This is a genomic window from Rhizobacter sp., from assembly GCA_019635355.1.
In the GTDB taxonomy this organism is placed as follows: Bacteria; Pseudomonadota; Gammaproteobacteria; order Burkholderiales; family Burkholderiaceae_C; genus Rhizobacter.
The window spans coordinates 429,963-455,785 of record JAHBZQ010000001.1 but is presented as its reverse complement, the minus strand read 5'-3'; the positions used below and the strand labels follow the sequence as shown (position 1 = coordinate 455,785).

Sequence of the window (25,823 nt, the reverse complement as noted above, 5' to 3'; positions counted from 1 at the left end):
CTGTGGTGCGGCAAGGAAGCGGGGTCAGTGCACCGTGCGCTCGAAGGCCAGCTCGCCGTTGGCGTTGACCACCACCGGGACCACGTCCTTCGGCCCGAACTTGCCTTCGAGGATCAGCTTCGACACCGGGTTCTCGATGCGCTGCTGAATGGCCCGCTTGAGCGGCCGCGCCCCGAACACCGGGTCGAAGCCCGCCTTGGCGATCTCGGCGAGTGCGGCCGGCGACACGTCGAGCTTCATGTCCATCTTCTCCATGCGGCCCTCCAGCACCTTGAGCTGGATCTTCGCGATGGACTCGATGTTGGCCTGGTCGAGCGCGTGGAACACCACCGTCTCGTCGATGCGGTTCAGGAACTCGGGGCGGAAATGCTGCTTCACCTCGACCCACACCGCGTCGCGGATGGCCTCGGGGTCTTGCCCCGCCATCTGCATGATCTGGTGCGAGCCCAGGTTGCTGGTCATCACGATCACCGTGTTCTTGAAGTCCACCGTGCGGCCCTGGCCGTCGGTCAGGCGGCCATCGTCGAGCACCTGCAGCAGCACGTTGAACACATCGGGGTGCGCCTTCTCCACTTCGTCGAGCAGCAGCACGCTGTAGGGCTTGCGCCGCACGGCTTCGGTCAGGTAGCCACCTTCGTCATAGCCCACGTAGCCCGGAGGCGCACCGATCAGGCGGGCCACCGAGTGCTTCTCCATGAACTCGCTCATGTCGACGCGGATGAGCTGCTCTTCGCTGTCGAAGAGGAACGAGGCCAGCGCCTTGCACAGCTCGGTCTTGCCGACACCCGTGGGGCCGAGGAAGAGGAAGGAGCCCGTCGGCCGGTTCGGGTCGGACAGGCCCGAGCGTGAGCGGCGGATGGCGTTGGCCACGGCCGAGATGGCCTCGTCCTGGCCGACCACACGCTCGTGCAGCTTGGCTTCCATCTGCAAGAGCTTCTCGCGCTCGCCCTGCATGAGCTTCGCGACCGGGATGCCGGTGGCGCGCGCCACGACCTCGGCGATCTCTTCCGAGCCCACCATGGTGCGCAGCAGTTGCGGACGGCCAGCAGTGCCGCCCTTCTTCAGCTCCTTGGCCTGCGCGTCCTTGAGCGACTTCTCCAGCTCCGGCAGCTTGCCGTACTGCAGCTCGGCGACCTTGTTGAAGTCACCCTTGCGCTTGAACTCCTCGATCTGGAAGCGCAGGCGGTCGATCTCTTCCTTCACGTGCGCAGAGCCCTGCGCCGTGGCCTTCTCGCTCTTCCAGATTTCTTCGAGGTCGGCGTACTCGCGCTCGAGCTTGCCGATCTCGTCTTCGATCAGGCCCAAGCGCTTCTGCGAAGCTTCGTCCTTCTCCTTCTTCACCGCCTCGCGTTCGATCTTGAGCTGGATGAGGCGGCGGTCGAGCTTGTCCATCGCCTCGGGCTTGGAGTCGATCTCGATCTTGATCTTGGCCGCGGCCTCGTCGATCAGGTCGATGGCCTTGTCGGGCAGGAAACGGTCGGTGATGTAGCGGTGCGAGAGCTCGGCCGCGGCCACGATGGCCGGGTCGGTGATCTCCACGCCGTGGTGGACTTCATACTTTTCCTGCAGGCCGCGCAGGATGGCGATGGTCGCCTCCACGCTCGGCTCGCCCACGAGCACCTTCTGGAAGCGGCGCTCCAGCGCAGCATCCTTCTCCACGTACTTGCGGTATTCGTCGAGCGTGGTCGCGCCGATGCAGTGCAACTCGCCGCGCGCGAGCGCGGGCTTCAACATGTTGCCGGCGTCGATGGCGCCTTCGGCCTTGCCGGCGCCGACCATGGTGTGGATCTCATCGATGAAGACGATGGTCTGGCCTTCGTCCTGCGCCAGCTCCTTGAGCACGTTCTTCAGGCGCTCCTCGAACTCGCCGCGGTACTTGGCACCGGCCAGCAGCAGGGCCATGTCGAGCACGAGCACGCGCTTGTTCTTCAGCGTGTCGGGTACCTCGCCGGCCACGATGCGCTGCGCGAGCCCTTCGACGATCGCAGTCTTGCCGACGCCCGGCTCGCCGATCAGCACCGGGTTGTTCTTGGTGCGGCGCTGCAGCACCTGGATGGCGCGTCGGATCTCATCGTCGCGGCCGATCACCGGGTCGAGCTTGCCCTGGCGGGCGCGCTCGGTGAGGTCGAGGGTGTATTTCTTCAGTGCCTCGCGCTGGCCTTCGGCCTCGGGGCTGTCGACCTTCTGGCCGCCGCGCACCGCGTCGATCGCGGCTTCGAGCGCCTTGCGGGTCAGGCCGTGTTCCTTGACGAGGGGGCCCACCGACTTGCTGTCAGCCGCGGCCAGCAGGAACATTTCGCTCGCGATGTACTGGTCGCCGCGCTTGGTGGCCTCTTTCTCGGAGGCCTGGATCAGCGCCCCGGTCTCGCGGCCGGCCTGCACCTGCTCGCCGCCCTGGACTTGCGGCAGCTTCTTGATCTCGGCGTCGAGCGCCGACTGCAGCTTGGCGGTGTTGACGCCAGCACGGTCGAGCAAGGCCTTGGGGCCGTCGGTCTGGGCCAGCATCGCGGCCAGCACGTGCACCGGCTCGATGTAGGGGTTGTCGCGGGCGAGGGCCAGGCTCTGGGCTTCGCCGAGGGCTTCCTGGAACTTGGTGGTGAGCTTGTCGAGACGCATGGGTGAAATCCTCCGAATGCAGGGGATCTGAGGCGGCCTCGCCAGTTTTCAAGCTTGCGGTTCAGGCCAGCATGACGCGCATCAAACGAAAGCCAAGGGCAGCGCACGCGAGGGAACCCACGACGTGGCTCAGGGTATGGAACAGCGCCCAGCCGTAGTCGCCCCGCTGCATGAGGCCGAGCGATTCGCCGGAAAACGCCGAAAAGGTGGTGAGGCCGCCGAGGAAGCCGGTCACGAGCAGCAGGCGCAGCAGCTCATTGGGCGTGCGGTCGAACCACACGATGGCCATGCCGATGAGGAAGCCGCCCACGCAGTTGACCAGCAGGGTGCCGAAGGCAAAGCCCGAGGAGTGCACGTTGAGCCACAGGCCGGCGGCCCAGCGCAGCACGGCACCGAGGGCGGCACCCAGCGCCACCGCCAGGATCTGCACATAGGGGAAGGTCGGTGTCATGCGCCGGCATTCTCGCTGGCGATGCCCCAGCGGGCGAGGGCCTCGTCGTCGTGGATGCGGGCATCGACCCAGCGTGCGCCGTCGGGCGTGTGCTCCTTCTTCCAGAAGGGCGCCTGGGTCTTCAGGTAGTCCATCAGGAACTCGCAGGCCTGGAAGGCCTGGCCGCGGTGGGCCGAGGTCACGGCCACGAGCACGATCTGGTCTTGCGGCTTCAGCGCACCCACGCGGTGGACGACCCGGGCCGCGCGGATGTCGAAGCGGCGCTGCGCCTCGGCCATCATCGCCTCGATGGATTTCTCGGTCATGCCGGGGTAGTGCTCGAGCTCCATGAGCTGCACGCCCTGGCCGTCGCTGCGATCGCGCACGGTGCCGACGAAGCTCACGATGGCGCCCACGCCGGGGTCGCCCGTGCGCAGGGCCGCCACCTCGGCACTGAGGTCGAAGTCGTCGGTCTGGATGGTCACGCGGGCGGTGTTCATGTGGGCTGGGATTGTGGCGGCAGTCGGGGCCTCATGGCGCCTGCATGAAGCGCACGATGGTCGCGACGGTGTCGGCTTCCTGGCCGAAGTAGCCATGCGGGCTACGTCCCTCGCAGGCCGAAAGGTTTGCCTGGCCCGAGGGTGCCGCGCCGCCTTCGACCGTCACCAGTTGCTTGCGCGCGCTGCCCAGCTGCGCCAGGAGGCGGGGCATCTCGCCCGGCGGGGAACGCAGGCACTGGTCGTGCACATGGCCGATCACGAGCGCCGGCGCCTGGATGGCCGCGAGCGCGAGGTCGAACACGGTCTGCTGCGTCCACGGTTTCTGGCCACCCGTCGTGCCATGCATCAGCGCCGAGCTGAGCACCACGCCATCGGGGGCGGCATCGCCCGACGCCCGCGAGGCGACGTTGGCCGCCGAGATCGTGCCGCGGCTGGTGCCGATCACCCACACCGGCCCCGGCACACGTCGGCGCAGGTCGGCCACCACGCGGCCCAGGTCTGCGCCGTGGGCCACGGTGTTGCGAAAGCCGGCGAGGCCGTCCACGCCTTGCTGGTCGGACGGCGCGTCGACCAGCGCGGTGGCGTAGCCGGCACTTCGAAAGAGCGCTGCCGAGCGCACAAGGAAATTGCCTCCCAGCGCCTTCGGGCAGCCCTGGGCATCGAGCTTGAGGTGGCCGTCGCCACCGGCGAGCAGCACCACCGCCCCACGCGCCGCGACGCCGTCGGCAGCCTGGGCCAGCGAATACGGCGTCTGGGTGCCGTCGTGCGTGGCGACCGTCACCCGCTCCCCGCAGGCGGCCACCACCAGGCCCGGCAGGGCCAAGGTGCAGACGAACCAGTGGCGCAGAGGACGCAGCGGCATCGCAATCTCCGGGCAGGACGAGGGCTGCGGGAAATTGTGGCACCGCCACGGCGCCACACCGGGCAGAATGCCGGCCATGCTTCTGAGTCGCACCATCCTCGCCTCCAGCCCGTCGGGCGGAGCCGCGTGCGCGCTCAAAGCCAAAAAGCAGACGCTCATCTGACCGGAGCGCTGCAGTTCCGTCGTCAGCTGAGCGACGGAACAGACTTCACGGCAGGCCTCCACCCTTCCCCACGCTGAACCCAAGCTCCACGACGCGGACCTTCATCCGGTCTTGTTCGTTCAAGGAGAAGCTACGTGGGTCAGTTCGTCGATTTTTCCGGGCTCTGGGTTCCGCTCGTCACACCGTTCCAGGGTGAGCGGGTGGACATCGCCGCATTGCAGCGGCTGGTGGGCCACCTGGCCCAGACAGCGATCAAGGGTTTCGTCGTGTGCGGCAGCACCGGCGAGGCGGAGTCGCTCACGCGTGCGGAACAACTGGCCGTGCTCGATGCGGTGCTCGCCTCATGCCGCGACAAGCCGGTGATGATGGGCCTGGCCGGCACGCGGCTCGACGAGATGCGCGAGCATCTGCGTGAGGTGGCCCGGCGGCCGGTGGTGGCCGTGCTGGTGTCGGCGCCCTACTACCTGCGGCCCGCGCAGGCCGGGATCGTGGCGCACTTCCGCGCCCTGGCCGACGCATCGCCGGTGCCGGTGGTGCTGTACGACGTGCCCTCTCGCACAGGCTCCCAGATGACGCTCGACACCCTGCTCACGCTGGCGGCACACCCCAACATCCGCGCGATCAAGGACTGCGGCGGCGACGAGGAGAAGACCCGCGCGCTGATCGCCGACGGCCGCCTCGCCGTGCTGGCCGGCGACGATCACCGCATCTTCACCACGGCCTGCCTGGGCGGGGCCGGCGCGATTGCCGCCTCGGGCCATCTGCTGCCTCAGCACTACGCGCAGCTCGTGGCCAGTGCCCGCGAGGGCCGGCTCGCGGACGCGCGGCGCCTGTGCCACGCGCTCACGCCGTTGTCTCTGGCGCTCTTTGCCGAGCCGAACCCGAGCGTGTTCAAGGCGGTGCTGGCGCGGCAGGGCTGGATGGGCGATGCGCTGCGTGCGCCGCACAGCCAGGCGTCGGTCGAGGCGGTGCAGCGCGCCTGGGCGGCACTGGAGGCTGCCGAGCGCGCCTTGGCGTCCTAGTCGACCACGACGCCGAGCTGCTGCAGTTCGGCGACGAGCGCCTTCACGTCCCGCCGCCCGTCGTCGAAATGCAGCGTGTGCATGCCAAGCGCGGCGGGTGCGAGGAGGTTGTCGCGGTGGTTGTCGATGAAGACGGCGGCTTCAGGCGGCAAGGCGACGCACGCCAGCGCGCGCTCGAAGATGGCCATGCCTTCCTTGCCGGACCCGAACACGGACGAGACCAGGATCGGGTCGAACACCGCGTCGAGTTGTTGGAACGCGCGCAGGTGGTCGAGCCGATCGCGCTTGTTGTCGGTGATCAGGCCCACGCGGTGACGCATGGTGAGCCGTTTCGCGAGAGACATCACGGCCTCGTCCAGCGGCGTGCTTTCGAAAGCGATGCGCAGCGCGCTGATCGGAATGTCGCGCCCCAGCGCTTCACAGACCGCCGGCCAGATCGCTTCGTGCGTCGTTCGGCCCAGCGTGAGCGCCTCGTTGTAGGGCCTCAAGGCGGCGTGGACCGCCTCGAACAGCAACCCGGCCTGCTGCGCCAGCGAACGGCAGGTGGTGAGGGAGCCGGTCTTGTCTCGGGTGAGAACGCCGTCGTAGTCGAAGAAGACGGCGCGGATCACGGCGTGTCGCTCAGCCGCCCGTCACGGGTGGGAAGAAAGCGAGTTCAGCGTTCTCGTGCAGGGCAGCCGACTCGTCGCACAGCGTCTGGTCGAGCGCGGTGCGCACGGCGCGCGTGCGGGCGAGCGCCTGGGCGTGGGCGCCACCGCGGGCGATGAGCGTGTCTCGCACCTGGGCCACGGTGCTGCCCTCGGTCGTGTCGACGGTTTCACCGGCGCCGAGCGCTTCGCGCAGCGAGGCGAAATAGCGCACGCGGACCTTCATGCCACCCACTCTGCCAGCGCAATGAAGCGCACCGTGTCGCCGGCGCGGATGGGCGTCTCGGGCGGGTTGTCGATCAGGCCGTCGGCCCACACGGTGGAGGTGAGCACGCCCGAGCCCTGGTTGGTGAAGAGGTCGAGACCGCCCCGCTCGTTGCGCCGGGCGCGCAGGAACTCGCGGCGCTTGTCGGCACGCGGCCAGTCGAAGTCGGCGCGCATCGGCACGCCCACGGGCTGCAGCGCCGTCGCCCCCTGAAGCTTCAGCAACAAGGGCCGCACGGCGAGCAGGAAGGTCACGAAGCTCGACACCGGGTTGCCCGGCAGCCCGACGAACCAGGCCTTCCCGGTCGATCCATCGCCTTCGGCACGGCGCACGCTGCCGAAGGCCAGCGGCTTGCCGGGCTTGATGGCCATCTGCCAGAGGTCGAGTGCGCCTTCGGCTTGCACGGCGGGCTTGAGGTGGTCTTCTTCGCCGACCGACACACCACCGCTCGTGACGATGAGGTCGTGCCCTTGCGCGGCACGCCGCAGTGCCTCTCGCGTCGCGTCGAGCTGGTCGGGCACGATGCCAAGGTCGGTGCAGTCGCAGCCCAGCGCCTGGATGAGCGCCCGCAGCGTGAAGCGGTTGGAGTTGTAGATCGCGCCCGGCTTCAGCGGCTCGCCGGGCATGGCGAGTTCGTCGCCGGTGGAGAAAAGCGCCACGCGCGGGCGGCGCGCCACGGTGAGCGTCGCCGCGCCAGCGGTCGCCGCGAGGCCCAGGGCTTGCGGGGTCAGCCGCAGGCCGCGTGGCAACGCGATGGCGTCGCACGCGAGGTCTTCGCCGCGGCGACGGATGGCGGTGCCTGGCTGCGGCTCGACGTTGATGCGCACGGCACCGTCGAGCGCCTCGCATTGCTCTTGCATCACGACGGCGTCGGCACCTTCGGGCACCAGTGCGCCGGTGAAGATGCGGGCGGCAGTGCCGGGGGTCAGCGGTGCGCCGACCGTGCCGGCAGGAATGCGCTGGCTGATGGGCAAGACGGTGCCGCTCGCGGGCACGTCGGCGCTGCGCAGCGCGTAGCCGTCCATCGCGCTGTTGTCGGCCGAGGGCACGTCGACGAGCGAGCGCACCTCCTGCGTCAGCACACGGCCCAGCCCGTCGAAGGTGGAAACGATCTCGGTCTCGGCCAGCGGCGACACCGCGCCGAGCAGCCGCGACAGGGCCTCGTCAAGCGTCAGCATCGAAGGGCGAGGTGTATTCATGGCGATCGGCATGTGTCAGGAGGAACTCGGCCACCGCCTGCACATCGTCGAGATGGAACACCGGCAGCCCGGTCGGCACCGGCAGATTGTGCGGCGCGTCGGTGGCGACCGCGATCACGAAAGGGTCGTCGGGATAGTGCGCGCGCTCGCCGGTCTCGGCCCGCCACACCTCGATCTTCGTCAGGTCGGCATGCCGGAAGCCTTCGACGATGGCCCAATCGCACGGCGCGAGTTCGGCCAGCAATTGGTGGACGGAGACCTCGGTTTCGGCCTCGTATTCGCGCACCTTGGCCAGCCGTCGGTTGGAGGCGACCACCACCTCGAAGGCCCCGGCTTCGCGGTGGCGATAGGAGTCCTTGCCCGGGTGGTCAATGTCGAAGCGGTGGTGCGCGTGCTTGATCACCGACACCCGTTGCCCCGCCTCCTTCAAGCGGCCGATGAGCTTCTCGATGAGCGTTGTCTTGCCCGAGCCGGAATAGCCGCTGAAGCCGACGACACGCATGTCAGACGTTGGCGCTGATGTACTTCTTCACCGCTTCGGCATCGGCCTTCATCACCTGGAAGCGCTTGGGCAGTTTCTCGATGCCTTGCAGCGCCGCCGGCCGATCGGGCTCGCGGCCAAGGGCCTCGACGATGGTCTCGGCGAACTTCGCGGGCAGCGCGGTCTCGAGCACGATCATCGGCACATTGGGCTCGAGGAATTCGCGCGCGACCTTGAGGCCGTCGGCGGTGTGGGTGTCGATCATCAGGCCGCTGTCTTCGAAAGTCTGGCGGATGGTGGCGAGGCGGTCGGCGTGCGTGCTGTGGCCCGACAGGAAACCGTAGACCGAGATGCGGTCGAACTCGCCCGCGCTCAGCTGGAAATGGCCTTCGCGCTGCAGCGAGGTCTCGAACAGCTCGCGCACCCGCTCGGCATTGCGGCCCAGCAGGTCAAAGACGAAGCGCTCGAAGTTCGAGGCCTTGGAGATGTCCATCGACGGGCTGGACGTTTCATACGTCTCGGCGCTCGCACGCGGGCGGTAGCTGCCGGTGCGGAAGAACTCGTCGAGCACACGGTTCTCGTTGGTGGCGAGCACCAGGCGCTTGATCGGCAGGCCCATCATGCGGGCCACGTGGCCGGCGCAGATGTTGCCGAAGTTGCCCGAAGGCACGGCGAAGCTCACGCGCTCCTGCTCGCTCTTGGTCGCCTGGAAGTAGCCGGCGAAGTAGTACACGACCTGGGCCAGCAGGCGCGCCCAGTTGATCGAGTTCACCGTGCCAATGCGGTGCTTGCGCTTGAACTCGAGGTCGTTGGAGGTGGCCTTGACGATGTCCTGGCAGTCGTCGAAGACACCTTCGATGGCGATGTTGTGGATGTTCGCGTCTTGCAGGCTGAACATCTGCGCCTGCTGGAACGGGCTCATGCGGCCGTGCGGCGACAGCATGAAGACGTTCACGCCGGCCTTGCCGCGCATGGCGTATTCGGCGGCGCTGCCGGTGTCGCCCGAGGTGGCGCCGAGGATGTTGAGCGTCTCGCCGCGGCGGCCCAGTTCGTATTCGAAGAGGTTGCCGAGGAGCTGCATCGCCATGTCCTTGAAGGCGAGCGTGGGGCCATTCGACAAGGCTTCGAGGTACAGGCCGGGCTGCACGGGCTTGAGCGGCGTGATCTCTTTGGTGCCGAAGACGTCGGGCGTGTAGGTCTTCTCGACGAGGCGGCGCAGGTCGGCCGGCGGGATGTCGTCGATGTAGAGCGACAGGATCTCGAAGGCCAGCTCGGCATACGAGAGCCCGCGCCACTTCGCGAGCATCGCCCGGGTGACGATGGGGTAATGCGTGGGCAGGTAGAGGCCACCGTCGGGCGCCAGGCCTTCGAGCAGGATGTCGGAGAAGCCGCGCGGGGTCTTGTCGCCGCGGGTGGAGATGTACTTCATGGGCGGTGGCTCAGTTGAGCTCTTCCTTGCGGATGCGGACGATCGGGGCGAGCACGGTGGGCAGTGCCTGCATCTGGGCAATGGCCTTGTTCATCTCGCCTTCCACGGTGTCGTGCGTGAGGATGATCACGTCGGTCTGCGCTTCGCCTTCGGCCGACTCGCGCTGGAGCAATGCATCGATCGAGATGCCACGCTCGGCCAGGATGCCGGTGATGCGGGCCAGCACGCCGGCCTGGTCGGCCACCTGCAGTCGCAGGTAGAACGAGGTGACGACTTCGTCCATGCCGAGGATGGGCGTGTTGGCCAGCTCGTTCGGCTGGAAGGCCAGATGCGGCACGCGGTGGTCGGGGTCGGCGGTGTGCAGGCGGGTGATGTCGACCAGATCGGCGATCACGGCCGACGCGGTGGGCTCGGAGCCGGCGCCCTTGCCGTAGTAGAGCGTGGTGCCGACGGCGTCACCGTGCACCACCACGGCGTTCATCGCGCCTTCGACGTTGGCGATCAGGCGCTTGGACGGGATCAGCGTCGGGTGCACGCGAAGCTCGAAGCCTTTGTCACGACGCTTGGTGATGCCCAGCAGCTTGATGCGATAGCCCAGCTGCTCGGCGTAGTTGATGTCGGCCGCCTGCAGCTTGGTGATGCCTTCCACGTGCGCCTTGTCGAACTGCACCGGGATGCCGAAGGCGATGGCGCTCATGATGGTCGCCTTGTGCGCAGCATCGACACCTTCGATGTCGAAGGTCGGGTCTGCTTCGGCGTAGCCGAGGCGCTGCGCCTCCTTCAGCACGACGTCGAAGTCGAGCCCCTTGGCGCGCATCTCCGAGAGGATGAAGTTGGTGGTGCCGTTGATGATGCCGGCGATCCACACGATGCGGTTGGCCGTGAGGCCTTCGCGCAGCGCCTTGATGATGGGAATGCCACCGGCCACCGCCGCTTCGAAGGCGACGATCACGCCCTTGGCATGCGCCGCCGCGAAGATCTCGGTGCCATGCACGGCGAGCAGCGCCTTGTTGGCGGTGACCACGTGCTTGCCCGCGGCGATGGCTTCCATCACCAGCGTCTTGGCAATGCCATAACCGCCGATCAGCTCGATGACGATGTCGATCTCGGGATTGGCGATCACCTCGCGGGCGTCGCCCACGACCTTGGCCGCATCGCCCACCACGGCCTTGGCGCGGGCGGTGTCGAGGTCGGCCACCATGGTGATCTGAATGCCACGGCCCGCGCGGCGGCGGATCTCTTCCTGGTTGCGCTGGAGCACGTTGAACGTGCCGCTGCCGACGGTGCCGATGCCGAGGAGGCCGACTTGGATGGGCTTCATGGTGATGGTTCTCAATGGTGCCGCTTGGCGTAGTGATGCAGGAAGCGCGCGATGCGGCCGATCGCGTCGGTGAGGTCGTCGCTGTTGGGCAGGAAGACCACGCGGAAGTGGTCGGGCTGCGTCCAGTTGAAGCCGGTGCCTTGCACGATCAGCACCTTCTCTTCGGCGAGCAGCTCGTAGGCGAATTGCTGGTCGTCCTGGATGGGGTACATCTTCGGATCCAGCCGCGGGAACATGTAGAGCGCCGCCTTGGGCTTGACGCAGGTGACGCCGGGGATGTCGGTCAACAGCTTGTACGCGAGGTCGCGTTGGCGGCCGAGGCGGCCGGTCGGCGCTACCAGGTCCTTGATGCTCTGGTAGCCACCGAGTGCCGTCTGGATGGCGAGCTGGCCCGGGGTGTTGGCGCACAGGCGCAGCGAGGCCAGCATGTTCAGGCCTTCGATGTAGTCCTTCGCATGGCGCTTCTCGCCTGACACCACCATCCAGCCCGCGCGGTAGCCGCAGGCGCGGTAGTTCTTGCTCAAGCCGTTGAAGGTGACGAAGAGCACGTCATCGGCGAGCGAGGCCATGCTGGTGTGCACGTTGCCGTCGTACAGCGTCTTGTCGTAGATCTCGTCGACCAGCACGATGAGCTGGTGCTGGCGTGCCACTTCGATGATGTCGAGCAGCACGCTCTCGGGGTACAGCGTGCCGGTCGGGTTGTTGGGATTGATGACGACGATGGCGCGCGTGTTCGAGGTGATCTTGCGCTTGATGTCGGCCACGTCAGGCATCCAGTCGGCCTGCTCGTCGCACATGTAGTGCACCGGCGTGCCGCCGGAGAGGCCGGTGACGGCCGTCCACAGCGGGTAGTCGGGTGCGGGGATGAGCACCTCATCGCCGTTGTTGAGCAGCGCGTTGAGGCTCATCGCGATCAGCTCGGAGGCACCGTTGCCGAGGTAGACGTCGTCGACCGTCACGCCGGTGATGTTCTTCTCTTGCGTGTAGTGCACCACCGCCTTGCGCGGGGCGAAGAGGCCCTTGCTGTCGGTGTAGCCCGCAGCCACCTGCGAGGGCAGGTTGCGGATCATGTCCTGCACGATCTCGTCGGGCGGCTCGAGGCCGAACGCAGCCACGTTGCCGATGTTGAGCTTGATGATCTTTTGGCCCTCGTCCTCCATCTGGCGGGCCTTCTCGAGCACCGGCCCGCGGATGTCGTAGGCCACGTTGGCCAATTTGCCGGACTTGACGATGGGCTTCAACACGGTCTCCAAAGCGGCGCAAAGCCTAGAATTATCCCTGATCGCCCCCACTTCCATGCCTGTCGCACCCTCCTCGTGCGACAACGTTTTTCCGGATCCGTGATTTGAAGCTGCAACCCGACCGCATCGAAGGCGTGAACGTCATTTCAGGCCTGAGTGCCGACGCCGTGTCGGTCAACGGCGTGGCGCACACACAAAGCATCGTGATCCCGTGGGTTGGCGACGTCGGCCCCTGGGGCAGCGCAGGCTTCGAGGCCCTCACTGCGGACGATTTCGAGCAGCTCGCAGCCCTGTCGCCCGAACTCATCATCTTCGGCAGCGGCAAGCGCATCCGCTTCGTGCCGCCCATGTTGCTGCGTGGCCTGATGGCGCGTCGCATCGGCATCGAGACGATGGACACCGCCGCCGCCTGCCGCACGTACAACGTGCTCGCCGGCGAGAGCCGCAAGGTCGTCGCGGCCTTGCTCCTGGGCTGACCCCTCGCCCCTTTTGGGGACCGTTCGGCAAGCGCTTCGTGCACTCGCGAGCCCTTATAATCACGAGCTACGCCTTACAGGGCGCAACCTCCAGAATTCTTCATGACGCCAGCCCTCAATAAACCCCTCCCGGAATTTGAAGCGCTCGCAACCGGCGGCGTGAAGTTCACGCCGCCGGCATACGCCGGGCAAACGGTCGTGCTGTACTTCTACCCGAAGGACAACACCCCCGGCTGCACCACCGAAGCGATGCAGTTCCGTGACCGCCACAAAGACTTCGTGAAAGCCGGCGCCGTGGTCTTCGGCGTCTCGCGCGACAACATGGCCTCGCACGACAAGTTCAAGCAGAACCTGGAACTGCCCTACGAGCTGATCGCCGACACCGAAGAGAAGCTCTGCCACATGTTCGGCGTGGTCAAGAACAAGATCATGTACGGCAAGAAGGTCAAGGGCATCGAGCGCAGCACTTTCCTGATCGATGGCGACGGCATCCTTCGCGAGGAATGGCGTGGCATCAAGGTTGCCGGCCACGTCGACGAAGTGCTCAAGGCGGTGAAGTCGCTCAAGAAAGCGGCCTGATCCAGCTTGCCGACGATAAAAGGCCTGCATTGCAGGCCTTTTGTTTTGGACGGTGCCAACGCCGCGCCCGGCGCGGGCGATTCGCACCTCAGTGCATCAAGCGGCTCTGCACCACGGGTGGCCCGCTCATCTGCGCGGCCAATGCCTCGGCCCAGCGGGCGCTGCCCGAGCGTGCCAGGTGGCCTTTGTCGTAGTAGACGGGTTCGCCGTCCAGCACCGACGCGCATTCCCCGCTCTTGCACAAGACCTGTGACGGCGAGAACGACCCCGCGATGTAGGGCCGGTTGCGCTCCAGGGCCTGGAAGAAGAAGTCCGTCCGCGCCCGGTATTCGGCAAAGCTGAAGTCGAGCCGGGCCGGCTCACCCCGCATGAGGGCAGTGGCTGCACGCCGCGGGACGTGCGCCCGGGCCCCTGGCAGCGGCTCCCACACATACACCTCCTTGCCATGCGCCTGCAGCTCGCGGACGGTGGCGTCGAATTGCCGCTGGAACAAGGCGAGCGAATCCTGCAGAGTCAGGCGCCGATCGGGCGAGGTGGTGAGCCAGCCGGCCCCTTGGTGCCAGGTCGACACGAGAAACACCTTCCGAACACGCGGGTCCTGCACGGCGGTGGCCATCATCGCGTCGTTGAGTGCATGGCAGGCGGTGCCACCGCGCGGGATGTGAACGCCCCACAGCGGCGGGCACGAGTGCATGAACGCGAATCGGCCCGCCTGCCCGGTGTTCTTGAGCCACAGGTCGATCGCCTCCCGCGCAGCCCACGCATGCGAATCGCCCCAGACCAGCCACTCCTGCGGTCGGTCGGCGGCCCCCAGTGCACACAGCGTCGGGTGAGCCGCCTCGCTGGCAGAGTGGGGCTCCGGGCAGCGATCGGTCGGCCGATCGTCTGCAAAGGCCCCCATGCGCGCCACGTCCGACGGCAGCCGCTGCGGCATCCCGTGGGTGGCGATCACCGTGGCGCACAGGCCAACGCTGGCCACGAGGCCCGCGCCGTAGCCTTGGGCCAGGTGGCGGATGCGCGGCATCAGCGAGCCGTCGCGGAACGGGGTCTCCACCCAGCGATAGACCAGTGCCGAAACCCCGAAGCACAAGGCCATCATCGTCACACGCCAGCCGAGGGTGTAGCCCTCCCCCAGCTCCTGGGACGCAAAGACGTTGATCGGCCAGTGCACGAGGTACAGCGAATAGGACAGGCGCCCGATGGCCACCATCGGGCTCGTCGACAACAGCCGGGTCGACCACGCTTCAGCCTCCGCACCCGCCAGGATCAGGCTCGACGCCCCCAGCGTGGGCAGCAAGGCAAACGCGCCGGGGAAACGGGTGTCGGCGGTGTAACCCACCACGGCAGACACCACCAGCATGACCCCGGCCACGCCCAGCAGCTGCGCCAGCACGTGGTGCCGCGGGCGCGGTGCCCACGTGAGCAGCGCGCCCATCAGCAGCTCCCAGGCGCGGGTGGGCATCAGGTAGAAGACGGCCTCGGGCTTGGTGCCGACAAACGCCAGGTTCAGCCCGAAGGAGACGAGGGCCGCGCCCAGCAGGATCAGGGGCGCACGGCGAGGTGCGAACTTGAGCACGCCCACCAGCAGCAGCGGGTACAGGATGTAGAACTGCTCCTCCACCGATAGCGACCAGGTGTGCAGCAGGTAGATGCTGTCGGCCTGCAGGCCGAAGTAATTGACGTTGCGCCAGAAGTAGATATTGGCCACGTAGAACTGGGTGGCCAACACTTCCTCGGCCAGCTGCTGGAAGTCCGCCTGCACCATGCGCAGCGCGCCATACGCCAGCACCGCGGCCAGCACCACGAACAAGGCGGGCGCGAGCCGGCGCAAGCGCTTGGCCCAGAACCCCAACAACGAAAACCGCTGATCCTCGACCTGCTGGCGGATGATGGCCGTGATGAGGTAGCCCGAGATGACGAAAAAGACGTCGACGCCGACGAAGCCGCTGTCGCCACCGGCAAAAAGGTGGAAGTGGAAGACCACCACCAGCAGCACGGCGATCGTGCGGAGCCCGTCGATGTCCGGGCGATAGGAGATGCCCCCCTCGCGGGCTGGATGTGCAACCACCTGCATTCGCTCCCTCTTCCCTGTCTACTTGTGTTGCCGGCTTCGCCCGATTCGGCTCAAGCCGAAGTCTGCGGGCTGATGCCGTCGGGGTCATCCCTCAAGCCAGGGAGCAATGCCCCGATCGGCCCCCTGGTAGCGCGGTTTCTCACGCGACTTTTGTTTTTCAACCACGCTCGGTGCATGGCGGTTGAGTCGCCACTTCACTTGTGCATAATGTTTTTCATGCCCGTGTGTTGTGAACCTCGTGCTCCCCAGACAAAGCCGCACAGTCGACTGTGCGGCTTTTTTGTTTTCTCACTGCCGCACTGAACTACATGCCACTGCCCAAGCCGCCTGCCAAACGAGCCGCCCTCCTCACCCCCGCCGACTTCGAATCCCAGGCCGCGCCCAAACCGGGCAAACGAACTCAGAAACACGCCGCCTCCGACCCCAGCGGCCCTGCCGTGCTGGACCTCCTGGAGCCCCCGCGTGAAGCCGCCCCGCTGATCGCACGCGCCGCGGCGCCCGCCCCTGCGCCGGCCCGCCCGCCCCAGCCCGAGCCACGCCGCCGCAAGCCCCGGCACACCGGCCCGGCCAAGCTTTTCGTGCTCGACACCAACGTGCTGATGCACGACCCGATGAGCGTGTTCCGCTTCGAGGAGCACGACGTCTACCTGCCCATGATCACGCTCGAAGAGCTGGACGATCACAAGAAAGGCATGTCGGAAGTCGCGCGCAACGCCCGCCAGGTGAGCCGCGACCTCGACGCACTGGCCGCCGCTCTTTCCGACGGCAACGGCCGCGACATGGCCGACGGCCTGCCGCTCGACAGCACCGGCCACAAAGACGCGCAAGGCAAGCTCTTCTTCCAGACCACGCTGGTCAACGTCGCCCTGCCGGCCGGCCTGCCCCAGGGCAAGGCCGACAACCAGATCCTCGGCGTGGTGCAGGCGCTGCGCGAGCAGCACCCCAAGCGCGAGGTGGTGCTGGTGTCGAAAGACATCAACATGCGCATCAAGGCGCGCGCCCTCGGCCTCAACGCCGAAGACTATTTCAACGACAAGACGCTCGACGACGGCGACCTGCTCTACACCGGCGTGCAGCCGCTGCCGTCCGACTTCTGGGACCAGCACGGCAAGACCATGGAGAGCTGGAACCAGGGTGGCTGCACCTACTACCGCATCAGCGGGCCGATGGTGCCGCAGCTGATGGTCAACCAGTTCGTCTACCTCGAAGCGCCGGGCGCCGCGCCGCTCTACGCGAAGGTGGCCGAGATCACCGGCAAGACCGCCGTGCTCAAGACGCTGCGCGAATACACCCACCAGAAGAACGCTGTCTGGGGCGTGACCGCCCGCAACCGCGAGCAGAACTTCGCACTCAATTTGCTGATGGACCCGGAGTGCGACTTCATTACCCTCACCGGCACCGCCGGCACCGGCAAGACGCTGATGACGCTCGCCGCCGGCCTCTCCCAGGTGATGGACGACCGCCGCTACACCGAGATCATCGTCACCCGCGTGACCGTGCCGGTGGGTGAAGACATCGGCTTCCTGCCCGGCACCGAAGAGGAAAAGATGGGCCCGTGGATGGGTGCACTCGACGACAACCTCGAGGTGCTCTCCAAGACCGACAGCGGTGCCGGCGAGTGGGGCCGCGCGGCCACCAACGATCTCGTGCGCAGCAAGATCAAGATCAAGAGCCTGAACTTCATGCGCGGCCGCACCTTCCTCAACAAGTTCGTCATCATCGACGAGGCACAGAACCTCACGCCCAAGCAGATGAAGACACTGATCACGCGCGCCGGCCCCGGCACCAAGATCGTGTGCCTGGGCAACCTCGCGCAGATCGACACGCCTTACCTGACGGAAGGCAGCTCGGGCCTCACCTACGCCGTCGACCGCTTCAAGGGCTGGCCGCACTCGGGCCACGTGACGCTGGCCCGCGGCGAGCGTTCGCGCCTGGCCGACTTCGCGTCCGAGGTGCTGTAAGGCTCAGACCAGGTCGCGGATCTGCTGCAAGGCAGTCGGATCCTCGATCGTGGTCAGGTCGCCCGGGTCGCGGCCTTCGCAGACGGCCTGGATCGCGCGGCGAAGCAGCTTGCCCGAGCGGGTCTTGGGCAGCACCGTCACGAAGCGGACTCGCGCCGGCCGGGCGACGGCGCCAAGGCTCTGGTCGACCGTCTTCATGATCTCGCCTTCGAGCTTGAGCTTGCCGGCGTCGTCGGCGATGAGGTTTGCGTCGCGCACAACGGCGAACGCCATCGCCACCTGGCCCTTGAGCGCGTCGGCCACGCCGACCACCGCCACTTCGGCCACCGCGGGGTGGCCGGAGATGCTCTCTTCGATCTCGCGCGTGCCCAGCCGGTGGCCGGCCACGTTGATCACGTCGTCGGTGCGGCCGAGGATGAAGTAGTAGCCGTCCTCGTCGCGGATGCCCCAGTCGAAGGTGCTGTAGACCATGCGGCCGGGCACCGTCGTCCAATAGGTTTTCACGAAGCGCTCATCGTCGCCCCACACCGTCTGCATGCAGCCCGGGGGCAGCGGACCCTCGATCGCGAGCACGCCTTTCTGGTTGGGGCCGGTCAGCTCCTCGCCCGTCGCTTCATTCAGCAGCTTCACGTCGTAGCCGTACATCGCGAAGCCGGGGCTGCCGAACTTGCTCTTCGCCTTCTCCACGCCATTGGCGATGGTGAGGATGGGCCAGCCGGTTTCGGTCTGCCAGTAGTTGTCGATGACGGGCTTGCCGAGCGCCTTGGCGATCCACGTGGCGGTGGGTTCGTCGAGCGGCTCGCCGGCCAGGAAGAGCGCGCGCAGCGAACCCAGGTCGTGCCCGCGGATGAAACTCTCGTCGTGCTTCTTCAGCACCCGCACCGCGGTGGGTGCGGTGAACATCAGGTTGACCTTGTACTTCTCGACCAGGCTCCACCAGATGCCGGCGTCGGGCCGCACCGGCAGGCCCTCGTACATCAGCGAGGCCATGCCGGCGATCAGCGGGCCATAGATGATGTAGCTGTGGCCGACCACCCAGCCGATGTCGCTCGCACTGAAGAAGGTCTCGCCCGCCTTGCCCTGGAAGATGTGCTTCATGCTGGCCGCCAAGGCGACGGCGTAGCCGCCGGTGTCGCGCTGCACGCCCTTGGGCTTGCCGGTGGTGCCGCTGGTGTAGAGCGTGTAGCTCGGGTCGGTGGCGCGCAGCCAGGTGCAGGGCACCTTGTCGTTCAGGTGCTTCTCGCGCAGCGAGGCGTAATCAACATCGCGCGAGCTGCGCTCGAAAGGTGCCAAGCCGCGGTCGACCATCAGCACCGTCTTCGGCTTGTGCGTGGACAGCCGCAGTGCCTCGTCGAGCAGCGGCTTGTAGGGCACGACCTTGCCGCTGCGGCTGCCGGCATCGGCGCTCACCACCACCGTGGGCGTGGCGTCGTCGATGCGGCTGGCCAGGCTGTTGCTCGCGAAGCCGCCGAACACCACCGAGTGGATGGCGCCGATGCGCGCACAGGCCAGCATCGCAAACGCCGCCTCGGGAATCATCGGCATGTAGATCAGCACCCGGTCGCCCTGCTTCACCCCCAGCGCCTGCAGGCAGGCCGCCATGCGCTGCACCTCGGCGTGCAGCTCGCGGAAGCTGTAGACGCGCTCCTGCCCAACCTCGGTCGACACCCAGATCAGCGCGTTCTGGTCAGGGCGCAGGGCGACGTGGCGGTCGACCGCGTTGTGGCACAGGTTGGTCTCGCCACCGACGAACCATTTCGCGAACGGCGGCTTGCTGTAGTCGCAGATCGTCTGCGGCGGCTTGTGCCAGTCGATGAGCGCGGCCTGCTCCTGCCAGAAGCCGTCTCGGTCTTCGATCGAACGGCGGTGGAAATCGGCGTAGCGGCTCATCGGGGTCTCCTGCTCTATCGAATGTGCACGACCAGCCGGCCGCGCACCTTGCCGGCCATCAAGGCCTCGGCGTGCGAGATGGCGTCGCCGAGGTCGATGTCCTGCACCATGTGGTCGAGCAGCTTAGGGTCCAAATCTTTCGCCAACCTGTCCCAGGCCTGTTGACGCAACACAAGCGGCGCCATCACGCTGTCGACCCCCGCCAGCGTGACGCTGCGCAAGATGAACGGCAGCACCGTGCCCGGCAGGTCGTTGCCCTGCGCGAGGCCGCAGGCGGCCACCACGCCGCCGTAGCGCGTCTGGGCGCAGGCGTTGACGAGGGTGTGGCTGCCGACCGCGTCGACCACCGCCGCCCAGCGTTCCTTTTGCAGCGGCTTGCCCGGGGCCGACAGCTCGGCGCGGTCGATCAGGTCGGCCGCGCCCAGCGTCTTCAGGTACGCAGACTCGGCCGACTTGCCCGTCGAGGCGATCACGCGGTAGCCCAGGCGCGCCAGCAAGGCGGTGGCCACGCTGCCCACGCCGCCCGTGGCGCCGGTCACCAGCACCTCGCCGTCACCCGGCTTCACGCCGTGGCGTTCGAGCGCGAGCACGCAGAGCATGGCGGTGTAGCCCGCGGTGCCGATGGCCATCGCCTGGCGCGCGTCGAAGGCGGCCGGCAGCTTCACCAGCCAGTCACCCTTGAGCCGGGCCCGCTCGGCCAGGCACCCCCAATGCACCTCGCCGACGCCCCAGCCGTTGTGCACGAAGCGGTCACCCGGCTTCCAGGCGGGGTGCTGGCTTTCGAGCACCGTGCCGGCGCCGTCGATGCCGGCCACCATCGGCCACTGGCGCACCACCGGGCCCTTGTTGGTGATGGCCAGGCCATCCTTGTAGTTGAGGGTCGAGCAGTCGACCTGCACGAGCACGTCGCCCGCGGGCAGACGGGCGTCGTCCACGGGCTGCACCCGGGCGCTGAACCCGGCGTCGGTCTTCTCCAGCAGCAAAGCTTTGAACATGTTTCAACTCCTGAACAGAGAAGTGCAGGCTAACCGTTGAGCCCCGGCCCCGCATCGGGGAGGGCCACGAGCGCGCACCGCCGAACGCATGAAGAAAGCCCGTTAAGTCCCTGTCGCACCTGTCTTTTCGGTTGACTGCCTTCGGCGCGCTCCCCTATCCTGCGGCCCATGTCCGGCCTGCCCCTGCCCCGCCTGCGTTCAGCGCTCCTTGCGCTGGCCTGCGCCGCCGCGGCCGGGGCCACCCAGGCCGCTCCCGAGCACCCCGATGTCATGGCCCAGCTCCTCATCGAGCGTGGCGTGCTGAGCGCGAGCCACACCTCGGGCAGCACCACCGCCATCGACAGCGCCGCCGCCATCGGCCGGCAGGTGCGCGACACCACCTCGGGTCTCGTGCTCTCGGCGATGAATTTCCTCGGCGTGCCCTACAAGCGCGGCGGCAACAACTCCGACGACGGCTTCGATTGCAGCGGCTTCACCCGCCACATCTACGAAAGCACGCTCGGCCTCGTGCTGCCCCGCCGGGTGGACGACCAGGCCAAGGCCGCGGGCTTCACGGCCGTCAAGCGCGACGAGCTGCAGCCCGGCGACCTGGTCTTCTTCAACACCCTGCGCCGCACCTTCTCGCACGTGGGCATCTACGTCGGCGAAGGCAAGTTCATCCACGCGCCGCGCTCTGGCAGCGAAGTGCGGGTGGAAAGCATGGGCGTGAAGTACTGGGCCAAGCGCTTCACCGGCGCCCGGCGCGCCAACACGGCGGTCACCGAGCCCGCAGCCGCGGCAACGCCCGCACCGGTTCCCGCCAACACGGCACCCGCCATCCCCAACGAGTTCCCTTGACGCCGCACAGGCGCCCAAGGCGCCACGGCGGCACAATCGACCGATGACCGAGAAAGTCATCCCCCTCGCCGACCACCGCTATGCCGCGTCGGTCCCGCGCATCCCGGCGCAGCCGATCGCCGCCACCGGGCTGCTGTCGGACACCCTCGGCCGCCCGCTGCGCGACCTGCGCATCTCGGTCACCGACCGATGCAACTTCCGCTGCAGCTACTGCATGCCGAAGGAAGTGTTCGACAAGCACTACCAGTTCCTGCCGCACACCTCGCTCCTGAGCTTCGAGGAGATCACCCGCACCGCGCGCCTCTTCGCAGCGCACGGCGTGCAGAAGATCCGCCTCACCGGCGGCGAGCCACTGCTGCGCAAGCACGTCGAGGGGCTGATCGAGATGCTGGCCGAGCTGCGCACGCCCGATGGCGAGCCGCTCGACCTCACACTCACCACCAATGGCTCGCTGCTCGCCCGCAAGGCCCAAGCGCTGAAAGACGCGGGCCTGAAGCGCATCACCGTGAGCCTCGATGCACTCGACGACACCATCTTCCGCCGCATGAACGACGCCGACTTTCCGGTCGCCGACGTGCTGGCCGGCATCGAGGCCGCCGAGCGCGTGGGCCTCGGGCCGATCAAGGTCAACATGGTGGTGCAGCGCGGCGTCAACGACCACGAGATCGTGCCGATGGCGCGCTACTTCCGCGATCACTTCGGTGGCCGGGTGGTGCTGCGCTTCATCGAGTTCATGGACGTGGGCGAGACCAACGGCTGGCGCATGGACCAGGTGCTGCCCTCGTCCGACGTCGTCGCGCGCCTGAACGAGGCCTTCCCGCTGCGCGCCATCGACGCCAACTACGCTGGCGAGACCGCCGAGCGCTTGGCGTATGCCGACGGCCGAGGCGAGATCGGCGTGATCTCGAGCGTGACGCACGCCTTCTGCCGCGACTGCAACCGTGCCCGTCTGTCGACCGAAGGCAAGCTCTTCCTCTGCCTCTTCGCCACCCACGGCCACGACCTGCGCTCGCTGCTGCGCGGCGGCTACAGCGACGAGCAGATCGCCAGCGCCATCGGCCTCATCTGGCAAGGCCGCGACGACCGCTACTCCGAGCTGCGTGGCGCGCAAGCCGCCGACACCGGCTCGGGCCAGCGCCGGGTCGAGATGCACTACATCGGCGGTTGAGCCGGTGGTCGAGCACGCCGACATCACTGGCCTCGTGCTGGCCGGTGGCCAGGGCAGCCGGCTCGGCGGTGTCGACAAGGGCCTGCAGCCCTATCGGGGCCAGCCGCTGGCACTGAGCGCCTTGCAACGCCTGGCACCGCAGGTCGGCCAGGTGATGCTCAGCGCGAACCGCAATCTCGACGACTACGCCCGCTGGGGCGTGCCGGTGTGGCAGGACCCTGCAGATCTCGCGGGCTACCAGGGGCCGCTGGCGGGCTTCCTCGCCGGCCTCCAGCACATCACCACGCCCTACCTCGCCACCGTGCCTTGCGATTGCCCGCACTTCCCGACCGACCTGGTGGCCCGCCTCGCCGACGCGATGCACGACGACATCGACCTCGTGCTGGCCCGCACTGCGGTGGGCCAGGAGCCGGCCTTCTGCCTGATGCGGCGTGGCCTGGCCGACGACCTGCGCCGCTACCTCGAATCGGGCGAGCGCAAGGTCGGCCGGTGGATGGCGCAGCTGCGGCGCGCCGAGGTCACGTTCGACGACCCCGCGGCCTTCTTCAACATCAACACCCCCGACGACCTGGCGCGTGCCTGATCAGGCGTGCGCCGCGTGCGAGCCCCCGTCGGGGTCGGCGGGTGTCTCGATGGCGCCCGGCACCGCCTTGCGCGCGAAGAGCGAATACACCGTCGGCACCACGAAGATCGTGAGCAGCGTGCCAAGCGACATGCCCCCCACGATCACCCAGCCGATCTGCTGGCGGCTCTCGGCGCCGGCGCCGTGGGCCAGCGCGAGGGGCAACGCACCGAGCACCATCGCGCCGGTGGTCATCAGGATGGGGCGCAGCCGCAGCGCAGCGGCCTCGTTGACTGCATCGAAGACCGACCGCCCCTGCTGCCGCAGCTGGTTGCTGAACTCGACGATCAGGATGCCGTGCTTGGTGATGAGGCCTACGAGCGTGATGAGCCCGATCTGCGAATAGACGTTGAGCGTGCCGCCCGCCAACTGCAGTGCCGCCAGCGCGCCCACCATCGACAAGGGCACCGACAGCATGATCACGAACGGGTCGACGAAGCTCTCGAACTGCGCACTCAACACCAGGAAGATGAAGAGCAGCGCCAGCGCAAACACCAGGCCCAGCGCGCCGCTCGACGAGCGGAACTCGCGCGACACGCCATTGAGCTCGGTCGAATAGCCGGGCTTCAGCACCTTGCGTGCGGTGTCGTCCATGAACTGCAGCGCCTCACCGAGCGAGTAACCCGGCGCCAGGTTGGACGTGATCGACACCGAGCGCCGCTGGTTGAAGTGGTTCAGCTCGCGCGGGCTTACCGACTCGCGCACCTTCACGAGCGACGACAGCGGCACCATCGCGTCGCCACGGCCGCGCACGAAGAGCTTGTCGATGTCTTCCGGTGTGGTGCGGCCGCGGATCTCGGTCTGCACCAGCACGTCGTACTGGTCGGCGTCGCGCTTGTAGCGTGTGACGGCGCGGCCGCCGAGCATGGTCTCGACGGTGCGGGCCACCTGGTCGACGCTCACGCCGGCATCGGCCGCGCGGTCGCGGTCGACCTCGAGAAAGATCTCGGGCTTGTTGAGCCGCAGGTCGGTGTCGGGCTGCACGAAGCCAGGGTTCTTGGCCATCTCGGCCAGCATCTGCTGCGTCACGCGCGAGAGGTTGTCGTAAGAGTCGTTGGTGACGATCACGTAGTTGATCGGCCGCTCGCGGAAGCCCTGGCCGAGGCTGGGCGGCGTGACCGGAAAGGCGGTGACGCCCGGCAGCCCGGCAAAGCGCGGCTGCAACTCACGCGCGAGCTGCAGCGTGCTGCGGTCGCGCGCGTCCCAGTCGACGGTGCGCAGGAACGAGATGCCTTGCGACACCGTTGGGTTGCCGGCCACCACGAAGACGCGGTCGAACTCGGGGTAGTCACGGCCGATGCCTTCGATGGCGCGCAGGTAGCGTGCGGTGTAGTCGAGCGTGGAGCCGTCGGGCGCGTTGATGGTGGCGAGGATCACGCCGCGGTCTTCGAGCGGCGCGAGCTCGCTCTTGGCCGTGCGGAAAAGCTGCCAGCTGCCGGCCGCCGACGCCACCATCACCACCAGCACCACCCAGCGGTGGGCGAGCGTCCAGCGCAGTGCGCGGCCGTAGGCGTGGGTGAGGCGGTCGAGGCCCGCTTCCATGAGGCGGTCGAAGCGCGTCGGCTTGGCCTCGTGACGCAGCAGCTTGCTGCACATCATGGGCGTGAGGGTGAGCGCGACGAAGCCCGAGACGATCACCGCGCCCGCAAGCGTCAACGCGAATTCGGTGAAGAGCCGCCCGGTGCGGCCCGGCGCAAACGCGAGCGGCGCGAACACGGCCGCCAGCGTCATCGTCATCGCCACCACCGCAAAGCCGATTTCCTTGGCCCCCTTGAGCGCCGCCTGGAACGGCGACATGCCGTCTTCGATGTGGCGGAAGATGTTTTCCAGCACCACGATCGCATCGTCGACCACCAGGCCGATGGCGAGCACCAATGCCAGCAATGTGAGTGTGTTGATGGTGAACCCGGCGAGCGCCATGATCGCGAAGGTGCCGACCAGGCTCACCGGGATGGTCACGAGCGGGATCACCGCCGCGCGCAAGTGCCGCAGGAAAAGAAACACGACGAGCGCCACCAGCACCACCGCTTCGGTGATGGTGCTGAACACCGACTTCACCGACTTGTCGATGAAGACCGAGTTGTCGTTGGCCACCTGCACCTTCACGCCCGCCGGCAGATCCTGCTGCAGCTTGGGCATCATTTCGCGCACGCCGGCCGACACCTCCAGCGGGTTGGCCGTGGCCTGGCGGATCACACCCGCCGAGATGGACGGCACACCGTTGAGCCGCACGCTGCTGCGCTCGCTGGCCGCGGCCTGCTCGATGCGGGCCACATCGCGCAGCCGCACGGTGTAGTTGTTGACGGTCTTGAGCGCCACCGCCCCGAACTGCGCCTCGGTGTTGAGGTCGGTGCGCGCCGTGACGCTGAACTCGCGCTGCTGGCTTTCGATGCGCCCGGCCGGTACTTCGAGGTTCTGCTTGCGCAGCGCGTCTTCCACGTCCTGCACGGTGAGGCGGTAGGAGGCAAGCCGGTCGGGGTCGAGCCAGATGCGCATCGAGAACTTGCGGTCGCCGTTGACCTGCACGTCGGCCACGCCGGTCACGGTCTGCAGCCGAGGCTTCACGATGCGGTTGACCACGTCGGTCACCTGCAGCGGCGACAAGGTCTCGCTGGTGAACGCGAGCCAGATCGTGGGCGTGGCATCGGCCTCGACCTTCGCGATCACCGGCTCGTCGATCGCATCGGGCAGCCGGGCACGCACGCGCGAGACACGGTCGCGCACGTCGGCGGCGGCGTCGTCGGGGTTCTTCTCGAGCTTGAAGCGCACCGTGATCTGGCTCTGCTCCGAGCGCGAGATCGAGGTGATGATCTCCACGCCGTCGATGCCGGCGATGGAGTCTTCGAGCGGCTTGGTGACCTGCGACTCGATCACCTCCGACGAGGCGCCGATGAGGCGTGTCGTCACGTTGACGACCGGCTCGTCGATGCGCGGGTACTCGCGCACCTGCAGGCGGGTGAACGACACCGCGCCGATCAGGATGAGCAGCAGCGACAGCACGGTCGCAAAGACCGGGCGGCGGATGGTGACGTCGGACAGCTTCAT

22 protein-coding genes are annotated in these 25,823 nt (G+C 67.5%); 7 read left to right on the top strand and 15 right to left on the bottom strand.

The genetic code is table 11. From position 1 onward, the window contains the following. Window positions 1–24: 24 nt before the first annotated feature. The 4 genes from clpB to KF892_01980 form a co-directional block, all read right to left on the bottom strand. Entirely contained in the window at window positions 25–2,616 is a 2,592-nt protein-coding gene (gene clpB / locus KF892_01995; GenBank protein ID MBX3623756.1) for an ATP-dependent chaperone ClpB, read from the bottom strand. 61 nt (window positions 2,617–2,677) lie between these two features. Further along, window positions 2,678–3,067, bottom strand: a complete 390-nt coding sequence (crcB, locus tag KF892_01990; protein ID MBX3623755.1) for a fluoride efflux transporter CrcB — start codon at window positions 3,065–3,067, stop codon at window positions 2,678–2,680. After that, window positions 3,064–3,546 carry a molybdenum cofactor biosynthesis protein MoaE gene (locus tag KF892_01985; protein MBX3623754.1) on the bottom strand — a complete coding sequence of 161 codons (483 nt, stop codon included), beginning with the start codon at window positions 3,544–3,546 and terminating at the stop codon, window positions 3,064–3,066. Before KF892_01985 ends, crcB begins: the two co-directional genes overlap by 4 nt. A gap of 31 nt (window positions 3,547–3,577) precedes the next feature. Beyond that, the gene (locus tag KF892_01980; protein ID MBX3623753.1) at window positions 3,578–4,408 is read right to left on the bottom strand and encodes an alpha/beta hydrolase; all 831 of its coding nucleotides are present in this window, start codon (window positions 4,406–4,408) and stop codon (window positions 3,578–3,580) included. 297 nt (window positions 4,409–4,705) lie between these two features. On the opposite strand from KF892_01980, the gene dapA reads away from it, so the two are divergent. After that, window positions 4,706–5,593 carry a 4-hydroxy-tetrahydrodipicolinate synthase gene (dapA, locus tag KF892_01975; GenBank protein ID MBX3623752.1) on the top strand — a complete coding sequence of 296 codons (888 nt, stop codon included), beginning with the start codon at window positions 4,706–4,708 and terminating at the stop codon, window positions 5,591–5,593. Here dapA and KF892_01970 read toward each other — a convergent pair. From KF892_01970 to KF892_01940, 7 genes are read right to left on the bottom strand one after another with little or no spacing between them, the layout of a single operon-like run. After that, the gene (locus KF892_01970; GenBank protein ID MBX3623751.1) at window positions 5,590–6,204 is read right to left on the bottom strand and encodes a haloacid dehalogenase; all 615 of its coding nucleotides are present in this window, start codon (window positions 6,202–6,204) and stop codon (window positions 5,590–5,592) included. The genes dapA and KF892_01970 overlap by 4 nt on opposite strands. 10 nt (window positions 6,205–6,214) lie before the next feature. Beyond that, complete coding sequence (locus tag KF892_01965; GenBank protein MBX3623750.1) at window positions 6,215–6,466, bottom strand: MoaD/ThiS family protein; 252 nt, start codon at window positions 6,464–6,466, stop codon at window positions 6,215–6,217. After that, window positions 6,463–7,704, bottom strand: coding sequence for a molybdopterin molybdotransferase MoeA (locus KF892_01960; protein ID MBX3623749.1), 1,242 nt, complete (start codon window positions 7,702–7,704; stop codon window positions 6,463–6,465). The genes KF892_01965 and KF892_01960 overlap by 4 nt, the downstream gene beginning before the upstream one ends. Continuing rightward, window positions 7,670–8,206: a molybdopterin-guanine dinucleotide biosynthesis protein B gene (gene mobB / locus KF892_01955; GenBank protein ID MBX3623748.1), complete on the bottom strand. Its 537-nt coding sequence runs from the start codon at window positions 8,204–8,206 to the stop codon at window positions 7,670–7,672. Before mobB ends, KF892_01960 begins: the two co-directional genes overlap by 35 nt. A gap of 1 nt (window position 8,207) precedes the next feature. Continuing rightward, a complete protein-coding gene (locus KF892_01950) occupies window positions 8,208–9,614 on the bottom strand; it encodes a threonine synthase (GenBank protein MBX3623747.1) in 1,407 nt (468 codons plus the stop codon). Between the two features lie 10 nt (window positions 9,615–9,624). Further along, window positions 9,625–10,935 (bottom strand): homoserine dehydrogenase, encoded by a 1,311-nt coding sequence (locus KF892_01945; protein ID MBX3623746.1) that lies wholly within the window; start codon window positions 10,933–10,935, stop codon window positions 9,625–9,627. Window positions 10,936–10,946: 11 nt separating this feature from the next. Beyond that, a complete protein-coding gene (locus tag KF892_01940; protein MBX3623745.1) occupies window positions 10,947–12,176 on the bottom strand; it encodes a pyridoxal phosphate-dependent aminotransferase in 1,230 nt (409 codons plus the stop codon). A gap of 104 nt (window positions 12,177–12,280) precedes the next feature. Between KF892_01940 and KF892_01935 the strand changes: the two genes are divergently transcribed. Beyond that, on the top strand, window positions 12,281–12,652 hold the full coding sequence (locus KF892_01935; GenBank protein ID MBX3623744.1) for an Mth938-like domain-containing protein: 372 nt from the start codon (window positions 12,281–12,283) through the stop codon (window positions 12,650–12,652). 102 nt (window positions 12,653–12,754) lie between these two features. Beyond that, complete coding sequence (locus tag KF892_01930) at window positions 12,755–13,231, top strand: peroxiredoxin (GenBank protein ID MBX3623743.1); 477 nt, start codon at window positions 12,755–12,757, stop codon at window positions 13,229–13,231. An 88-nt stretch (window positions 13,232–13,319) separates the two neighbouring features. On the opposite strand, the gene KF892_01925 is transcribed toward KF892_01930, so the two are convergent. Continuing rightward, complete coding sequence (locus KF892_01925) at window positions 13,320–15,305, bottom strand: acyltransferase (protein MBX3623742.1); 1,986 nt, start codon at window positions 15,303–15,305, stop codon at window positions 13,320–13,322. A gap of 308 nt (window positions 15,306–15,613) precedes the next feature. Between KF892_01925 and KF892_01920 the strand changes: the two genes are divergently transcribed. After that, complete coding sequence (locus tag KF892_01920) at window positions 15,614–17,266, top strand: PhoH family protein (GenBank protein MBX3623741.1); 1,653 nt, start codon at window positions 15,614–15,616, stop codon at window positions 17,264–17,266. A 3-nt stretch (window positions 17,267–17,269) separates the two neighbouring features. Here KF892_01920 and KF892_01915 read toward each other — a convergent pair whose 3' ends face one another. Continuing rightward, window positions 17,270–19,156, bottom strand: a complete 1,887-nt coding sequence (locus tag KF892_01915) for a propionate--CoA ligase (GenBank protein MBX3623740.1) — start codon at window positions 19,154–19,156, stop codon at window positions 17,270–17,272. 14 nt (window positions 19,157–19,170) lie between these two features. Beyond that, on the bottom strand, window positions 19,171–20,151 hold the full coding sequence (locus tag KF892_01910) for an oxidoreductase (GenBank protein MBX3623739.1): 981 nt from the start codon (window positions 20,149–20,151) through the stop codon (window positions 19,171–19,173). Window positions 20,152–20,319: 168 nt separating this feature from the next. Here KF892_01910 and KF892_01905 point away from each other — a divergent pair, with 168 nt between their 5' ends. Genes KF892_01905 through mobA form a run of 3 tightly spaced genes read left to right on the top strand, consistent with a single transcriptional unit; the run spans window position 20,320 to window position 22,739 of the window. After that, complete coding sequence (locus tag KF892_01905; GenBank protein ID MBX3623738.1) at window positions 20,320–20,988, top strand: C40 family peptidase; 669 nt, start codon at window positions 20,320–20,322, stop codon at window positions 20,986–20,988. Window positions 20,989–21,031: 43 nt separating this feature from the next. Next, a complete protein-coding gene (gene moaA / locus KF892_01900) occupies window positions 21,032–22,156 on the top strand; it encodes a GTP 3',8-cyclase MoaA (protein ID MBX3623737.1) in 1,125 nt (374 codons plus the stop codon). 4 nt (window positions 22,157–22,160) lie between these two features. Then, window positions 22,161–22,739, top strand: coding sequence for a molybdenum cofactor guanylyltransferase (gene mobA / locus KF892_01895; GenBank protein MBX3623736.1), 579 nt, complete (start codon window positions 22,161–22,163; stop codon window positions 22,737–22,739). On the opposite strand, the gene KF892_01890 is transcribed toward mobA, so the two are convergent. Then, on the bottom strand, window positions 22,740–25,823 hold the full coding sequence (locus tag KF892_01890; GenBank protein MBX3623735.1) for an efflux RND transporter permease subunit: 3,084 nt from the start codon (window positions 25,821–25,823) through the stop codon (window positions 22,740–22,742).

Coding starts and splice junctions, on each gene's coding strand:
- KF892_01890 (MBX3623735.1), bottom strand. CDS start 25,823: ATGAAGCTGTCCGACGTCACCATCCGCCGCCCGGTCTTTGCGACCGTG.
- KF892_01925 (MBX3623742.1), bottom strand. CDS start 15,305: ATGCAGGTGGTTGCACATCCAGCCCGCGAGGGGGGCATCTCCTATCGC.
- KF892_01930 (MBX3623743.1), top strand. CDS start 12,755: ATGACGCCAGCCCTCAATAAACCCCTCCCGGAATTTGAAGCGCTCGCA.
- KF892_01950 (MBX3623747.1), bottom strand. CDS start 9,614: ATGAAGTACATCTCCACCCGCGGCGACAAGACCCCGCGCGGCTTCTCC.
- KF892_01960 (MBX3623749.1), bottom strand. CDS start 7,704: ATGAATACACCTCGCCCTTCGATGCTGACGCTTGACGAGGCCCTGTCG.
- KF892_01945 (MBX3623746.1), bottom strand. CDS start 10,935: ATGAAGCCCATCCAAGTCGGCCTCCTCGGCATCGGCACCGTCGGCAGC.
- crcB (MBX3623755.1), bottom strand. CDS start 3,067: ATGACACCGACCTTCCCCTATGTGCAGATCCTGGCGGTGGCGCTGGGT.
- KF892_01965 (MBX3623750.1), bottom strand. CDS start 6,466: ATGAAGGTCCGCGTGCGCTATTTCGCCTCGCTGCGCGAAGCGCTCGGC.
- mobB (MBX3623748.1), bottom strand. CDS start 8,206: ATGCGTGTCGTCGGCTTCAGCGGCTATTCCGGCTCGGGCAAGACAACG.
- moaA (MBX3623737.1), top strand. CDS start 21,032: ATGACCGAGAAAGTCATCCCCCTCGCCGACCACCGCTATGCCGCGTCG.
- KF892_01980 (MBX3623753.1), bottom strand. CDS start 4,408: ATGCCGCTGCGTCCTCTGCGCCACTGGTTCGTCTGCACCTTGGCCCTG.
- clpB (MBX3623756.1), bottom strand. CDS start 2,616: ATGCGTCTCGACAAGCTCACCACCAAGTTCCAGGAAGCCCTCGGCGAA.
- KF892_01910 (MBX3623739.1), bottom strand. CDS start 20,151: ATGTTCAAAGCTTTGCTGCTGGAGAAGACCGACGCCGGGTTCAGCGCC.
- KF892_01905 (MBX3623738.1), top strand. CDS start 20,320: ATGTCCGGCCTGCCCCTGCCCCGCCTGCGTTCAGCGCTCCTTGCGCTG.
- KF892_01915 (MBX3623740.1), bottom strand. CDS start 19,156: ATGAGCCGCTACGCCGATTTCCACCGCCGTTCGATCGAAGACCGAGAC.
- KF892_01920 (MBX3623741.1), top strand. CDS start 15,614: ATGCCACTGCCCAAGCCGCCTGCCAAACGAGCCGCCCTCCTCACCCCC.
- KF892_01985 (MBX3623754.1), bottom strand. CDS start 3,546: ATGAACACCGCCCGCGTGACCATCCAGACCGACGACTTCGACCTCAGT.